This is a genomic window from Enterovibrio nigricans DSM 22720 (assembly GCF_900167155.1).
GTDB classification, from domain to species: Bacteria; Pseudomonadota; Gammaproteobacteria; order Enterobacterales; family Vibrionaceae; genus Enterovibrio; species Enterovibrio nigricans.
The window spans coordinates 37,978-53,009 of sequence record NZ_FUXU01000027.1 but is presented as its reverse complement, the minus strand read 5'-3'; the positions used below and the strand labels follow the sequence as shown (position 1 = coordinate 53,009).

Here is a 15,032-nt window from a genome sequence, read left to right as displayed (position 1 = left end):
CTCTGATCAAGGCGTTCAATATATCTCGAGCGACTGGCGCAGTTTCCTAAAAGAACACAATATGGAAATTAGCATGAGTAGAAAGGGAAACTGTCACGACAACGCCGTTGCTGAGAGTTTTTTCTCGCTGCTCAAGAAAGATAGAGTAAAACGAAGAATCTATAAAACCCGTGAGGAAGCAGGCTCTGAGATATTTGAATATATCGAGTACTTCTACAATCCAAAACGGAATCATGGTACTAATGGTGGACTGTCACCGAATGAATACGAAAGACAGTATTATCAGAAGCTTGAAAGTGTATAGAGTTCTGGGGTCTTACCACAGCCTCTTAGCTTTAGTTATACCAGTAGGTGCCCAATACAAACCAGTTGGGTCAATCTTTGTATCAACATCCACTGTTCCGTTTTCAAGGCTAGACATGAACTTACGAAGTTGGGTGCGGCGATCTGCGTTAGTATTACGGCAGGCAGTACAGTAGTCATAAAAGAGACCAACCGCACGAGCAGTGTCCCGCATCCATGTTTCACTTCTTGATGGGTATGCAATGAAGTAATCAACCAACGACCACATGATTGTGTAACCATCTTCTCCTTCAAGGTACAAGACAGGAAATGCAGTAGCAGGTACTACTGCTACCTTTTGCTTTACGACGAAGTGGTATCGACCATGCGCGGAAAAATCTTTCATAGACATCCTTACTATTATAGCTCTTTAAATGGTAACTATTTGCAAGGGGTTACGCAAATGATTTGTGGATGGAAAAATCCCCTGAAAATGCTAAGGCGTGAAGAGGTTAGACAAACTTTAAGGGAAAGTAGTAATATGTAGTAAGTTAAATTTAGGGTGTTAAACGAGCAACGACCTTCTAAGTCGTGGGTCACAGGTTCGAATCCTGTAGGGCGCGCCATTTCGACTTCTTCTTGCAATAAAATCCCTTTTTTATACACCGTTGATTCGACGCCATTTTCTAGCCGTAGTTGCGCTTTTTCGTTCAATTTTTTGCCCGATTAAAACGTTTATTCGTTTTTTAATGCGTATTTCTTCTGTTTTCCCCTTGAAATCTTTTTTAGTGCCCCAATCTCACAGAAACACGACGATGGACACGGCCCGTCTCGACTCATCAGGGCCATGCCGCTATAATGGCGCGTCTTAAAAATCACGCCTCGTGTTTTGAGGTTTATCGATGCTGGCGTATTGACGCTAAGTGTCCCGATTCACAGGCGCTATGGCGATAATTCGTTGTAGCACGAAAGGATGCTAACGGCAGGAGCCGTGCAACATCACTCAGCAAACCTGAGTAAGTTTTGAGGTTAAATATACAATGCAAGTTACCGTTGAAACCACAGAAGGCCTAGAGCGCCACCTGACTATCACTGTTCCAGCAGCAAACATCGAAGATGCAGTTACTGCTGAACTACGCAACATTGCTAAAAATCGTCGTTTCGATGGTTTCCGTAAAGGTAAAGTGCCTTTGAAGATGGTTTCACGTATGTACGGTCAAGCAGTACGTAACGACGTGATGGGTGAAGTGATGCAGCGTCATTTCATCGAAGCAATCATCAAAGAGAAGATCAACCCAGCGGGTGCGCCAACTTTCACTCCAGTTGACACTGAAGAAGGCAAAGACTTGGTATTTAAAGCTTCTATTGAAGTTTACCCAGAAATCGCACTGAAAGACCTGGACAAAGTAGAAGTGGTTAAGCCACTGGCTGACGTTAAAGAAGAAGACGTTGCTGAAATGATCGATACCCTGCGTAAGCAACAGGCTTCTTGGTCTGAAGTTGACGCAGCTGCTGAAGAAAACAGCCGTGTAACCATGGACTTTACTGGCTCTATCGACGGTGAAGAGTTTGAAGGCGGTAAAGCTGAAGGCTTCGCGCTGGTTATGGGCCAAGGCCGCATGATCCCAGGTTTCGAAGACGGTATCTCTGGTAAGAAAGCAGGCGAAGAATTCACTATCGACGTGAACTTCCCAGAAGATTACCACGCAGAGAACCTGAAAGGTAAAGCGGCGAAGTTCGACATCAAACTGAGCAAAGTTGAAGCGCAAGAACTGCCAGAACTGACTGAAGAGTTCGTAGCACGTTTCGGCGTTGAAGACGGTAGCGTTGACGGCCTGAAAGCAGAAGTTCGTAAAAACATGGAACGCGAACTGAAGCAAGCGGTTAAGAACAAGATCAAAGAGCAAGTTATCGACGGTATGGTTGAGCAAAACAACATCGACGTACCAACTGCCCTGATCGACCAAGAAATCAATGTTCTGCGCCAGCAAGCGGTTCAACGCTTTGGTGGTCAAATGGACAACGCGCCAGAATTGCCACGTGAACTGTTCGAAGAACAAGCGCGTCGTCGCGTAGTTGTTGGTCTGCTTCTGGGTGAAGTGATCAAGTCTGAAGAACTGAAAGCTGACGAAGAGCGTGTTAAAGCACTGATCGCAGATATGGCTTCAGCTTACGAAGATCCAACAGAAGTCGTTGCATACTACGAGAAAGACCAGCGTTTGATGGAAAACATGCGCAATATCGCACTGGAAGAGCAAGCAATCGACGCTCTGCTAGCGAAAGCACAAGTTTCTGAAAAAGAGCAAAGCTTTAACGAACTGATGAACCCAGTTCAAGCTTAAGTGCTAGAATTGTTGAGTGGACATTTGACTTAGAATTCACTCTTCTGATAACAATGGTCCGAATGAAGTAATTTCATCCGGGCCATTTATTTTAGGGAAATAAGACTATGAGCTTTCAAAATAATAACGGAATGCCTTCTATCATGGATGCGTTGGTGCCGATGGTTGTTGAACAGACTTCCCGAGGCGAACGCTCCTATGACATTTATTCCCGCTTGCTGAAAGAGCGTGTGATTTTTCTTACCGGTCAGGTAGAAGATCATATGGCGAATCTGGTTGTTGCGCAGCTGCTGTTTCTCGAATCAGAAAATCCAGAAAAAGACATTTACCTCTACATCAATTCACCAGGTGGTTCAGTCACTGCGGGTATGTCAATTTATGACACCATGCAATACATCAAACCTGACGTGAGCACAGTGTGTATGGGGCAGGCGTGTTCAATGGGCGCGTTCTTGCTTGCAGGTGGTGCAAAAGACAAACGTTTCTGTCTGCCAAACTCTCGCGTAATGATTCACCAACCTTTGGGCGGTTTCCAAGGTCAGGCTTCAGATATTCAAATCCATGCGCAGGAAATTCTGACAATCAAGCAAAAGCTAAACACCTTGTTGTCTGAACATACTGGTCAGCCTTTGGAAGTCATTGAGCGTGACACAGACCGTGATAACTTCATGTCATCTGCCGATGCAGTTGAATATGGTTTGGTTGATGCAGTTTTGGCGAAACGTGATTAATTTTTAATTCTGAGGCAGTTAGGTCAGATGACTCGAACTGATTCGGAATTGAGTCTCTCAGCACTCTGTAATTTCTGCCGAGATGTTATAGACTCAGATCATGGCAAACATGGGCGAGAGCCTAAAGAGGTTAGCGAATGACAGACAAGCGAAAAGACGGTGGCAGCGGCAAACTGCTGTACTGCTCTTTCTGCGGCAAAAGCCAGCATGAAGTACGCAAGTTAATTGCTGGACCTTCTGTTTATATCTGCGATGAGTGTGTTGACCTGTGTAACGACATCATTCGTGAAGAAATAAAAGAGGTCATGCCGAAGCGCGACAGTAACGAACTTCCTACACCACAGGAAATTCGTGCGCACCTTGACGACTACGTTATCGGTCAGGATAGAGCGAAGAAAGTGCTTTCCGTAGCGGTATATAACCACTACAAACGACTGAAAAATGGCGACACAAACGCAGACGGCGTAGAGCTGGGCAAAAGTAACATTTTGCTGATTGGTCCTACGGGTAGCGGTAAAACGCTGCTGGCAGAAACGTTAGCGCGTTTCCTTGATGTACCGTTCACAATGGCGGATGCGACCACCCTGACTGAAGCAGGCTATGTGGGTGAAGATGTAGAAAACATCATCCAAAAACTGCTACAAAAATGTGATTATGACGTCGCTAAAGCGGAACGTGGCATCGTGTACATCGATGAGATCGACAAAATCTCCCGCAAATCCGACAACCCATCAATCACCCGCGACGTTTCTGGTGAAGGTGTTCAGCAAGCACTGCTGAAACTGGTTGAAGGCACAATTGCATCCGTGCCACCTCAAGGTGGTCGTAAACATCCGCAGCAGGAGTTCTTGCAGGTTGATACCTCTAAGATTCTCTTCGTGTGTGGTGGTGCATTTGCAGGCTTGGATAAAGTGGTTGATCAGCGTGTTGCGAAAGGCAGCGGTATTGGCTTTGGCGCGGAAGTGCGTTCTAAAGACCAAGAAGCGACGCTGAGCGATCTATTCAGTCAGGTTGAGCCAGAAGATCTGGTGAAATACGGTCTGATCCCAGAATTTATCGGTCGTCTTCCAGTCACTGCGATTTTGAGCGAGCTGGATGAAGATGCACTGGTTCAGATCCTGCGTGAGCCGAAAAACGCACTGACCAAGCAGTATGCAGCATTGCTGGAAATCGATGGTGTGGAACTGGAGTTCCGTGATGATGCGTTGACAGCGATTGCGAAGAAAGCCATGGACCGTAAAACCGGTGCACGTGGTCTTCGTTCTATCGTTGAAGCGGTACTTTTGGACACCATGTACGATCTGCCGTCAAGTAAAGATGTGACGAAAGTAGTTATCGATGAATCGGTAATTAAAGGCGAATCTGACCCACTGCTAATCTATGAAGCAGCGGAAAATCAGGCTGCTGGTGCTGAGTAATACATCAATTTGTGCGGTTATTCTGCTGCAAAATTAATCATTTGTGCGGTCAGAGTACAGAAAAAAGGGGGCTAGGGCCCCCTTTTTTACATTCTGCCGCCTGCGCCGTTGAATCCTGACAAACTATCCCCATATACTCTTTAATATCAAAAACGGAAGAGAGAAAAATATGAACTTGGAGCGTTCCGAGCGCATTGAAATTCCGGTCCTGCCTTTGCGTGACGTGGTTGTTTACCCTCATATGGTTATCCCGCTGTTTGTGGGAAGGGATAAATCAATCCGTTGCCTTGAAGCAGCGATGGACAATGATAAGCAGATTTTGTTGGTTGCTCAGCGTGACGCAGCGACCGATGACCCATCGATTTCTGACCTCTATGAAGTAGGTACAGTCGCGTCAATTTTGCAGTTGCTAAAACTGCCAGATGGCACAGTAAAAGTCCTTGTGGAAGGCCTGCAACGCGCTGAAATTAAGAAATTCCGCGAAGATGATTTCTTTACTGCGGATGCAGAGTATCTTGTTACGGCGGAGATGGACGAGCGCGAGCAGGAAGTGCTTGTACGCACCGCGATCAGTCAGTTTGAAGGTTTTATCAAGCTGAACAAAAAAATCCCGCCAGAAGTACTGACGTCGTTGAACGGCATTGATGAAGCAGCGCGATTGGCCGATACCATTGCCGCGCACATGCCGCTCAAGCTGCATGACAAGCAACAAGTGCTGGAAATCATCGACATTGCAGAGCGCCTTGAGTTTCTGATGACCATGATGGAGTCAGAAATCGATCTGCTGCAGGTTGAGAAGCGCATTCGCAGTCGCGTGAAAAAGCAGATGGAAAAAAGTCAGCGCGAGTACTACTTGAACGAGCAGATGAAGGCTATCCAGAAAGAGCTGGGTGAGCTGGATGACGCGCCAGACGAATTTGAAAGCCTGAAGATGAAGATTGAAGAATCTAAAATGCCTCAGGAAGCGAAAGAAAAGACAGAACAAGAGCTTCAGAAGCTTAAGATGATGTCGCCGATGTCTGCAGAAGCCACGGTTGTTCGTAGCTATATCGATTGGATGGTCAGTGTGCCATGGTCGAAGCGTTCAAAAGTGAAGAAAGATTTGGCGAAAGCGGAAGAAATTCTGAATGCCGATCACTTCGGCTTGGAGCGTGTGAAAGAACGTATCCTTGAGTATTTAGCGGTACAAAATCGTATTAACAAACTTAAGGGCCCAATCCTGTGTTTGGTCGGTCCTCCGGGTGTAGGTAAAACCTCTCTGGGTCAGTCGATTGCGAAAGCAACAGGCCGTAAGTACACCCGCATGGCGTTGGGTGGCGTGCGTGACGAAGCGGAAATTCGCGGTCACCGCCGTACATACATTGGTTCGTTACCGGGCAAACTGGTTCAGAAGATGGCCAAAGTGGGCGTGAAAAACCCGTTGTTCCTGCTTGATGAGATCGACAAGATGTCATCAGACATGCGTGGTGACCCGTCTTCAGCACTGTTGGAAGTGTTGGACCCAGAACAAAACAATGCGTTTAACGACCATTATCTGGAAGTGGATTATGATCTGTCGGATGTGATGTTTGTGGCGACCTCGAACTCAATGAACATCCCGGGTCCATTACTTGACCGTATGGAAGTGATTCGTCTCTCAGGTTACACCGAAGACGAAAAACTGAATATTGCTAAGCAGCACTTGGTGGACAAACAGGTTCAGCGTAATGGCCTGAAACCTCACGAAGTGACCATCGAAGATTCTGCCATCATCGGTATCATCCGTTACTACACGCGTGAAGCGGGTGTACGTAGCCTTGAACGCGAGATTTCTAAGCTATGCCGTAAAGCAGTGAAAGAAATTCTGCTGAACAAAGAGTTGAAATCTATCACCATCAATCAAGATAACCTGAAAAATTACCTCGGCGTACAACGTTTTGATTTCGGTAAAGCTGACGAGAGTAATCGCGTTGGTCAGGTTACGGGCCTTGCATGGACATCGGTAGGCGGTGATTTACTGACTATCGAAACCGAATCTATGCCGGGTAAAGGCAAGCTGACACAAACCGGTTCGCTGGGCGATGTGATGCAAGAGTCGATTCAGGCGGCAATGACAGTGGTGCGTACTCGTGCTGAGAAGCTGGGTATCAATAACGACTTCTATGAGAAGCGTGATATTCACGTTCACGTGCCTGAAGGTGCGACACCAAAAGATGGCCCGAGTGCGGGTATCGCAATGTGTACAGCACTGGTATCGAGCCTAACGGGCAACCCTGTGCGTTCGGATGTTGCAATGACAGGTGAAATAACCCTGCGTGGTGAAGTGTTGCCGATTGGTGGTTTGAAAGAAAAACTACTGGCAGCGCATCGCGGTGGTATTAAAACCGTGATCATTCCAAAAGAGAATGAACGTGATCTGGAAGAAATTCCAGACAACGTCAAAGCGGATCTCGATATCCATGCCGTACGCTGGATTGATGATGTTCTGACGTTAGCGTTACAGAACAATCCGCTTGGAATCGAGCTTGTGACGCCGCAAAAGAGTGACGCGCAGCAAAATTAAGCAACGTAAAACGCTGACAGTCGGTAAAAGGCTTGTCAGCGTTTTTTTTGAGGGCTAAGTTAATGGAAACGCTGCAAGCCCTTCATTATTAACAGCTACAGCGTTTGTAGGTCTTGTTTAATAACTTAGGTGGACATTTGTTGTTCGCCGCCGCAAAAAATGGGATTTGTGGTTCGTTTGTAAAGGGGATATAAAGTGAACAAGTCGCAGTTAATTGATAAAATTGCACAAAATGCTGATCTGTCTAAAGCGTCTGCTGGTCGCGCGCTGGATGCTCTGATTGAAGCGGTTTCAGACAGCCTGAAAGACGGTGACCAAGTGGCTCTTGTAGGTTTTGGCACTTTCTCTGTTCGTGAGCGTTCAGCACGTACTGGCCGTAACCCACAAACTGGCGCTGAAATTAAAATCCCAGCAGCTAAAGTCCCAGGCTTTAAAGCTGGTAAAACTCTGAAAGACGCGGTTAACTAAATCTAACTTGCCGTTTTGCTCTTTGTCGCGAAGAGGCTGTTTTAAGGCTGTAATGTCTGCGACATCAGCGTATAATCAGGTCAAATCAGAGTGTAAAGGCGCATCTCGGGATGCGCTTTTTTAGTTTTAAAAAACGAACGTTTGAATTAGCAGGAGAGACGGCACGTTATGATGGAGCGACTACGCGAAGGCGTTAACAGCCTCGCCGTTAAGATCATCTTAAGCCTTATTATCTTTTCTTTTGTATTTGCAGGGGTGGGGGGCTACTTAGCGAGCGGCACTACAGAACCAGCAGCAAAAGTGGGTGATCAAGAAATTAGCCGCAATCAGTTTGAGCAGGCCTACCAGAACGAGCGTCAACAGATGCAAGCTCAGGCAGGGGACTTCTTCTCAACACTGTTGAGCGACCCTACCTACCTGGCTCAATTCCGCCAAAATGTGCTTGACCGTATGGTGAACCAAGCTTTGCTTGATCAACAAGCAAGCAAGCTGGGCCTTCGCGTCAGTGATGTGCAGGTGAAAAATGAAATCCGTTCAATGCCTGCATTTGCAAGCAACGGTATTTTTAATAACGAGCAATACCTGGCTGCACTGCGTCGTACTGGTCTATCACCGGATCAATTTGCGGAATATGTTCGTCAAGATATGGTTCGTGCACAGTTGATTGGTGCACTGACAAACAGCGAATTTGCACTGGAAAATGAACTGCAAGCGATTTATCAGCTGGAAGGCCAAACACGTATGGTTCGCACCGTTACGTTGCCGCTTTCAGAGTTCGCAGACAAAGCTGACATCACCGATGAGCAGAAAAAAGCGTACTACGAGCAGAATCCATCTCAGTTTGTTCGCCCAGAGCAATTCAAGATTTCTTATGTTGAGTTGACGGGCAACAGCATTGCTGATCTTGCCGATGTCACTGAAGAGGAAGCTAAAGCTTACTACGAAGCGAATAAAGCAACTTACGGTACGGCAGAGCAACGCAAAGTAAGCCACATCATGATCCAAGGTGATGACGCTACAGCGAAAGCGAAAGCTGAAAAAGTACTGGCTGAGTTGAATGCAGGTGCGGATTTCGCTGCACTGGCGAAAACAGAATCTGATGACACCTTTAGCGCAGAGCAGGGCGGTCAACTGGATTGGTTCGATAAAGGCGTAATGGATCCTGCATTCGAAGATGCGGCTTTTGCGTTAACCAATAAAGGTGACGTGTCGGGTGTTGTTCAATCTGAATTTGGTTACCACATCATCAAGTTGGATGACGTGAAACCATCAGATGCAAAACCTTTCGCAGAAGTGAAAGACGAGATTCTTGCGACACTTAAGCAACAGCATGCTGCGGACAAGTTCTACTCTCTGTCTAATGAGCTTGCTGAGAAAGCATTCGAAATGCCAGACAATCTGGATGAAGCTGCTGCTGCGGTGAACGCGAACGTTGAGAAGACCGATTTTGTTTCACTGGCTGATCTGCAAGGTGCGTTGGCAAACCCAACTGTGCTGCAAGCATTGCAGCAACCTGAAGTACAGGAAGATGGTCTAAATTCGAACATCATCGAGATTGCACCTGAGCATGTGATGGTTGTGCGCATTGACGATTCTCGTCCGGAAATCGTACTGCCTTACGAAGATGTTGAAGCGCAGGTGACTGCATTGCTTAAACGTCAAGAAGGTGAAAACGCAGCGCAAACACTGGCGAATTCTTTGGTGAAAGAGCTGAGTGAAGGCAATGACGCAGGTTTGAATGCGTCAGGCTACACGTTCGGCACAGAATCAGAAATTAATCGTGGGTCTCCTGAGCGTGAAGTGGCCGAACTGGCATTCACTATGGCGACACCTGCTGACGGTAAGAGTGAGTATGGTTTCACGCGAGCGGTTAACGGTGACGTGGTTCTGGTTGCGCTGGACAGTGTGAACGAGCCAGAAGCGGCAGAAATCAGCTTGGAAAGCCAGTTGGCTGATCGCGTATCTCGTACGTTGGCAAACACTGAACTCGCGTCAGTGGTTGAGCAACTGAAAGCGGATACCAAAGTGACCTATTCACTGGAGCAAGTCGAGCAATAAGGCTTACTCATAGTAGAAAACGCACTTAGTTGTAATTGATAAGTCACACCGACGGGGCGCATTTCGCGCCCCGTCGTTTTTTTGCCCTCTCAAATGGTTTTCCTCTCTTTGCTCATTACGCTAGTACTTGTCAGGCCCTGCCTTTGACAGAACCTTCGGATGTATAACTCAACAAGGAACGTTAACCATGAAAGCATTTCTTTCTGCAGCATTTGTCGCTGTCGTACTCGCCTTTTCGCCTATCAATTTCGCGTCTGCCGCAGATCATCAGACAGCGGTAAATATCAACACGGCTGACGCCGAAGAGCTGGATAAGTATCTGGATGGTGTGGGGAAAAGTAAAGCGCAAGCCATCGTCGACTACCGTACTGAAAATGGCGCATTTGAAAGTGCCGACTCTCTGTCTGATGTAAAAGGAATTGGTTCGGCAATCGTAGAGAAAAACCGCGATCGTATAACGCTTTAATCCTTACTGAGCGATCGCAATGATGAAGCTGTGTGCTGGGGAGCACGCTCTCCCTATCTCTACGTTTATCTCATCGCTGCATACTTCGCACGGAATGAGGCAAAAATAGAAGTGCAAGCTTGAGAATTCGGCGTATCGGCAACAGAATGGTAGAAGACCAACCGTTACCTGAGTGCCAAGGACGTTATGAGTAACAAACCCAGCCATTTTTTTGCCTATTTAGCCAGAATGAAACTTATCTATCGCTGGCCGTTGATGCGCAATGTCTCGAATGAAAATATCTCCGAACATAGCCTTCAGGTGGCTTTTGTCGCGCATGCACTGGCTTTGATTGAAAACAAAAAATTTGGTGGGAAATACTCACCGGAACGTGTGGCGCTTCTTGCTATGTTCCATGATTGCAGCGAAGTATTGACTGGCGATCTTCCAACCCCCATTAAATATTTTAATCCTGCCATTGCTGATGAGTACAAGAAAATTGAGCAAATCGCGGAAGACAAACTGGTGTCCATGTTACCAGAGGAGTTTCGTGATGATTATCGGCCGCTGATCGATAGTGATTCGATTGACCCTGACGACTACCAGTTGGTTAAACAAGCGGATGCGATTTGCGCATACTTAAAATGCTTAGAGGAACTGTCTGCGGGTAACCACGAATTTGCGAAGGCCAAGCGCCGTTTGGTAACGACGATGGAAGAGAGAGCGAGTGACGCGACAACCTATTTTATGGAAACGTTCGCGAAAAGCTTTAGCCTGACATTGGATGAAATCAGCGATGAGTGATTTTTCCGTGAATATCGCGTGGGAAGCCCGCCTTGCTGATGAGCACAAACAACGTCGAAACGATAAACGCTCCGTATTTCAGCGCGACAGGGCTCGTATCCTGCATTCTGCTGCTTTTCGTCGCCTTCAAGCCAAAACGCAGGTGCTAGGCGCTGAACACAGTGAGTTTTACCGAACTCGCCTGACGCACTCTTTAGAGGTTTCCCAGATAGGCACGGGTATTCTTGCCCAGCTTAAAGAGAAGCAACCGGAGTTCCGGTCGTTACTCCCATCGACCAGTTTGATGGAAAGTCTGTGTTTAGCACACGATATCGGGCACCCACCTTATGGTCACGGTGGCGAAATTGCGTTGAATTACATGATGCGAAACGATGGCGGTTTTGAAGGCAATGCCCAAACATTTCGAATTCTCACGCTTCTAGAGCCGTACACGCAACATGACGGCATGAATTTGGCACGTCGCACGTTGCTGGGCTTGTTGAAATATCCTGCATTGCTCACTAAAACGCACAAATGTATTGCAGAGGAAGAGGTTAGTGACTTCCGCCGTTTGAAAGCGTCACAGTGGCACCCAGCTAAAGGGCTCTATGATGATGATATCAGCCGTTTTGATTGGGTACTTGAACCGCTCTCTGACAATGACAAGGCGTTGTTTTCGTCATTAAAAACCGAGCCGACAGATTATTCGCATGGCCGGACAGGGTTCAAATCTTTAGATTGCTCTATCATGGAGCTTGCTGATGACATCGCATATGGCGTGCATGACTTGGAGGATGCCATCGTGATGGGGATAGTGAATCGTGATCAGTGGCAGGAGGCAGTAGCGAGTCAGATTGCGGAATGTGGTGATCCTTGGCTCGAAACGAATATTGGACACTTAAGCGAACAAATGTTTGGCCCACACTATGAGCGTAAAGATGCCATTGGTGCGTTAGTGAATACTCTGCTGACGGCCATTCAGATAGAGCCTGCGGTGCAAGATGGGGTGAACCGGTTCGATGATCCACTGTTGCAATGGAATGCCATGCTGTCAGATACCATGCACCGTGTGTTGGATATCTTAAAACGCTTTGTCAGTGAGTATGTGGTGCAAAAGCCTGAGCTACAGGTGATTGAGTACAAAGGGCAACAGTTGGTGATGGAATTGTTTGATGCCTTTGACGCCGATCCGAAACGCTTATTGCCTGTCGCGACCCGAGATTTGTGGCGTAAAGACCTCGAAGAGGGAAAAAGTGGCCGCCGCGTGATTGCTGATTACATTTCAGCGATGACTGACGGTTATGCACAACGCCTGCATGCCACGATGTTTACCGGAACCAGCCAAGGGCCGTGGTACCCGATTCGATAAGCAAAACGAGCCAGTCATTTTTGCCATCAGCTTTCCTTACCATAGTGCCGCTCGAATACTCCGGGTGGCATCTGTTTTATCTGGAACTCAATCATGCCGTTGAAAGCATCGATCAGTGGGGTGAATCTTTCTGTGTCACCTGACAGTTTAGCCAACGCGTGAAACCCTGCTTCAACCGTCGACAGCCCGCCTTCTTTAGGGGATTTTCGAATGCGATAATTTCCATTTGCACGTTCATCGAGCATGACGCAAGGGAGTGCCTGCAAATTATTGGAAAGCTGATACATTTTGAACGCTTTTCGCCAGGTGCCATCAAGGAGGATGATGCCTTGTTGTTTTGTTTCTTTGGGCGTCCATTGGTTGATGGGGGTAGCGGTTTCGGCTGGATAAAGCAGCGCGTACTCTGTGTCCCCTTTGCTAAGAAGCGAGTTCAGCTGTTCGTTGCTGGAAAAGTCCTCACCGACGATCAGCGTGCAGTTAGGCAAAGACAGAGACAAAATACGGGCAGTGCCAATCGGTTGATTGACCTCTGATGAGTGTTGAAGCACCACAACAGGGATATCACTATCAATTCGCGTGATGAGATGACAGATACAGGCTTTCTTGGCTTTTCCGCATTGTTCGCAATATCGGCTGGCTTTCTTATTCATTCCCACTGTACGCTATAACTAAATGAAAATACGATGTTTGGAGACGCGCTTGTCGGTTATTCGCATTCTCTGTTTGATTGTGATTGTCACCCTTATTGCACAAATTCCTGTGGTTCACCAATTTCTTGTTTGGGAACGTACAGAGATCTTAGCTGGGCAATGGTGGCGCATCGTAACAGGAAATATCACTCACACCAATCTTGCCCATATCGCGATGAACCTATCGGCATTGGTAATTATTACGTTTTTGCACCGTCAGTATTATCAAGTGCGTTCAATGGTCATCATCGTGTGGTGCATGATGCTGGTTATCGGACTGGTCATGTTCATCAGCCCGTATGATTGGTATGCTGGTCTTTCCGGCGTATTACACGGATTGTTTGTTTGGGGTGTTGTCAGAGATATCCAAAATAAAGTGCCGCTAGGTTGGCCATTGCTGGTGGGTGTCTTCGGCAAGATGAGCTACGAAGCTTACAACGGTGGAGATGCATTGACCGCGCAGATTATAGAAGCAGGGGTCGCCTATCAGGCGCATTGGGCGGGTGCAATTGTGGGGCTTATGTTTGCGTTGCTGTGGAAACCGTCGGGTGATGCTCTTGAGGCAAAACAAAAAAAGCTTGGCTGAGCCAAGCTTTTTTCTGTTTTTATAATCGAAACAGTTACTGACGATACGTTGTCAGGAAGCGTTCAAATCGACCAATTGCGGTTTCAAGATCGTCCACGCGCGGTAGCGTTACGATGCGGAAGTGATCAGGTTTGTGCCAGTTGAAGCCTGTACCATGAACCATCAGAACCTTCTCTTGCATCAGGAAGTCCAGCATCATTTTCTCATCGTCATGAATGCTGTATTTTTTGATGTCAATTTTCGGGAACAAGTACAGTGCGCCTTTCGGTTTCACACAACTAACACCTGGAATCTGATTCAGCAGTTCCCATGCCTTGTCGCGCTGCTCCAGTAAGCGGCCACCAGGCAGGATCAACTCATTGATACTTTGGTAACCACCTAATGCTGTCTGTATTGCATGCTGCATTGGCACGTTTGCACACAAACGCATAGAGGCCAACATTTCCAGTCCGGCAATGTAGCCCGTAGCTATTTGCTTTGGACCTGACAGGATCATCCAGCCTGAACGGAAACCGCATACGCGGTACGACTTTGACAGCCCGCTGAACGTGACACAAAAAACGTCTGGTGCAAGCGGTGCGATTGAGTGATGTTGCGCGCCGTCATACAGAATTTTGTCGTAAATCTCGTCCGCAAAGATGATGAGGTTGTTCTGACGCGCAATTTCAACGATCTCAAGCAGGAAGTCTCGGCTATATACTGCACCTGTTGGGTTGTTTGGGTTAATCAGAACAATCCCTTTGGTCTTTGACGTGATCTTCGCTTTAATGTCGTTTAAGTCTGGGTACCAATCAGACTCTTCATCACACATGTAGTGAACAGGATTACCGCCTGACAGAGACACTGCAGCAGTCCACAACGGATAATCTGGTGATGGCACTAGTAGTTCATCACCACTGTTCAACAGAGCTTGCATTGACATCACAATCAGCTCAGATACACCATTACCCAGATAAACGTCTTCGACATCCAAGTCCAGCATGCCGCGTTTTTGGTAGTGTTGAACGACCGCTTTACGCGCAGAATAAATGCCTTTGGAATCGCAATATCCTTGAGAAGTAGGAAGGTTGCGGATCACATCGACCAGAATTTCATCTGGTGCATCGAAACCAAATGGAGCAGGGTTGCCGATGTTCAGTTTTAGAATTTTATGGCCTTCTTCTTCAAGGCACTTTGCCTGCTTCATAACCGGACCACGAATGTCGTAACAGACGTTATCCAGCTTTGACGACATCCCGATTTCTTGCATCTTGGTTCCCGAACTTGAATTTTTGATATTTGCAGTAAATTACACTAACGAAACGGCATTTATAAGTATC

General features: G+C 47.0%; 14 protein-coding genes and 1 tRNA gene. 12 read left to right on the top strand and 3 right to left on the bottom strand.

Annotation, left to right across the window (positions count from 1 at the left end; all coding sequences use genetic code 11):
• The coding region (locus B5D35_RS11580; RefSeq protein ID WP_139367754.1) for an IS3 family transposase at positions 1–304 on the top strand (304 nt) is incomplete at its 5' end.
• Positions 305–316: 12 nt separating this feature from the next.
• Here the strand turns inward: B5D35_RS11580 and B5D35_RS11575 are convergent.
• Entirely contained in the window at positions 317–688 is a 372-nt protein-coding gene (locus B5D35_RS11575; RefSeq protein ID WP_078752738.1) for a hypothetical protein, read from the bottom strand.
• Positions 689–831: 143 nt separating this feature from the next.
• On the opposite strand from B5D35_RS11575, the gene B5D35_RS24305 reads away from it, so the two are divergent.
• The 10 genes from B5D35_RS24305 (at position 832) to B5D35_RS11530 (ending at position 12,438) form a co-directional block, all read left to right on the top strand.
• Positions 832–908 (top strand) — tRNA-Arg (locus B5D35_RS24305).
• A gap of 414 nt (positions 909–1,322) precedes the next feature.
• Positions 1,323–2,624: a trigger factor gene (tig, locus tag B5D35_RS11570; protein ID WP_078752737.1), complete on the top strand. Its 1,302-nt coding sequence runs from the start codon at positions 1,323–1,325 to the stop codon at positions 2,622–2,624.
• Positions 2,625–2,731: 107 nt separating this feature from the next.
• Positions 2,732–3,355, top strand: coding sequence for an ATP-dependent Clp endopeptidase proteolytic subunit ClpP (gene clpP, locus B5D35_RS11565; RefSeq protein WP_078752736.1), 624 nt, complete (start codon positions 2,732–2,734; stop codon positions 3,353–3,355).
• A 137-nt stretch (positions 3,356–3,492) separates the two neighbouring features.
• Positions 3,493–4,773, top strand: coding sequence for an ATP-dependent protease ATP-binding subunit ClpX (clpX, locus tag B5D35_RS11560; protein ID WP_078752735.1), 1,281 nt, complete (start codon positions 3,493–3,495; stop codon positions 4,771–4,773).
• A gap of 169 nt (positions 4,774–4,942) precedes the next feature.
• Positions 4,943–7,315, top strand: coding sequence for an endopeptidase La (gene lon / locus B5D35_RS11555; RefSeq protein ID WP_078752734.1), 2,373 nt, complete (start codon positions 4,943–4,945; stop codon positions 7,313–7,315).
• A gap of 195 nt (positions 7,316–7,510) precedes the next feature.
• Positions 7,511–7,783, top strand: coding sequence for a nucleoid-associated protein HU-beta (gene hupB / locus B5D35_RS11550; RefSeq protein ID WP_078752733.1), 273 nt, complete (start codon positions 7,511–7,513; stop codon positions 7,781–7,783).
• A 168-nt stretch (positions 7,784–7,951) separates the two neighbouring features.
• The gene (ppiD, locus tag B5D35_RS11545) at positions 7,952–9,841 is read left to right on the top strand and encodes a peptidylprolyl isomerase (RefSeq protein ID WP_078752732.1); all 1,890 of its coding nucleotides are present in this window, start codon (positions 7,952–7,954) and stop codon (positions 9,839–9,841) included.
• Positions 9,842–10,028: 187 nt separating this feature from the next.
• Positions 10,029–10,307: a ComEA family DNA-binding protein gene (locus B5D35_RS11540; RefSeq protein WP_078752731.1), complete on the top strand. Its 279-nt coding sequence runs from the start codon at positions 10,029–10,031 to the stop codon at positions 10,305–10,307.
• 186 nt (positions 10,308–10,493) lie between these two features.
• A complete protein-coding gene (gene yfbR / locus B5D35_RS11535) occupies positions 10,494–11,090 on the top strand; it encodes a 5'-deoxynucleotidase (protein ID WP_078752730.1) in 597 nt (198 codons plus the stop codon).
• On the top strand, positions 11,071–12,438 hold the full coding sequence (locus tag B5D35_RS11530) for an anti-phage deoxyguanosine triphosphatase (protein ID WP_170915170.1): 1,368 nt from the start codon (positions 11,071–11,073) through the stop codon (positions 12,436–12,438). The genes yfbR and B5D35_RS11530 overlap by 20 nt, the downstream gene beginning before the upstream one ends.
• A 26-nt stretch (positions 12,439–12,464) precedes the next feature.
• Here B5D35_RS11530 and B5D35_RS11525 read toward each other — a convergent pair whose 3' ends face one another.
• Complete coding sequence (locus tag B5D35_RS11525; RefSeq protein WP_078752729.1) at positions 12,465–13,088, bottom strand: tRNA-uridine aminocarboxypropyltransferase; 624 nt, start codon at positions 13,086–13,088, stop codon at positions 12,465–12,467.
• 49 nt (positions 13,089–13,137) lie between these two features.
• Between B5D35_RS11525 and rrtA the strand changes: the two genes are divergently transcribed.
• On the top strand, positions 13,138–13,713 hold the full coding sequence (gene rrtA / locus B5D35_RS11520) for a rhombosortase (protein WP_078752728.1): 576 nt from the start codon (positions 13,138–13,140) through the stop codon (positions 13,711–13,713).
• A 34-nt stretch (positions 13,714–13,747) separates the two neighbouring features.
• Here the strand turns inward: rrtA and B5D35_RS11515 are convergent, their stop codons facing one another.
• Positions 13,748–14,962 (bottom strand): pyridoxal phosphate-dependent aminotransferase, encoded by a 1,215-nt coding sequence (locus tag B5D35_RS11515; RefSeq protein ID WP_078752727.1) that lies wholly within the window; start codon positions 14,960–14,962, stop codon positions 13,748–13,750.
• Positions 14,963–15,032: the final 70 nt, after the last annotated feature.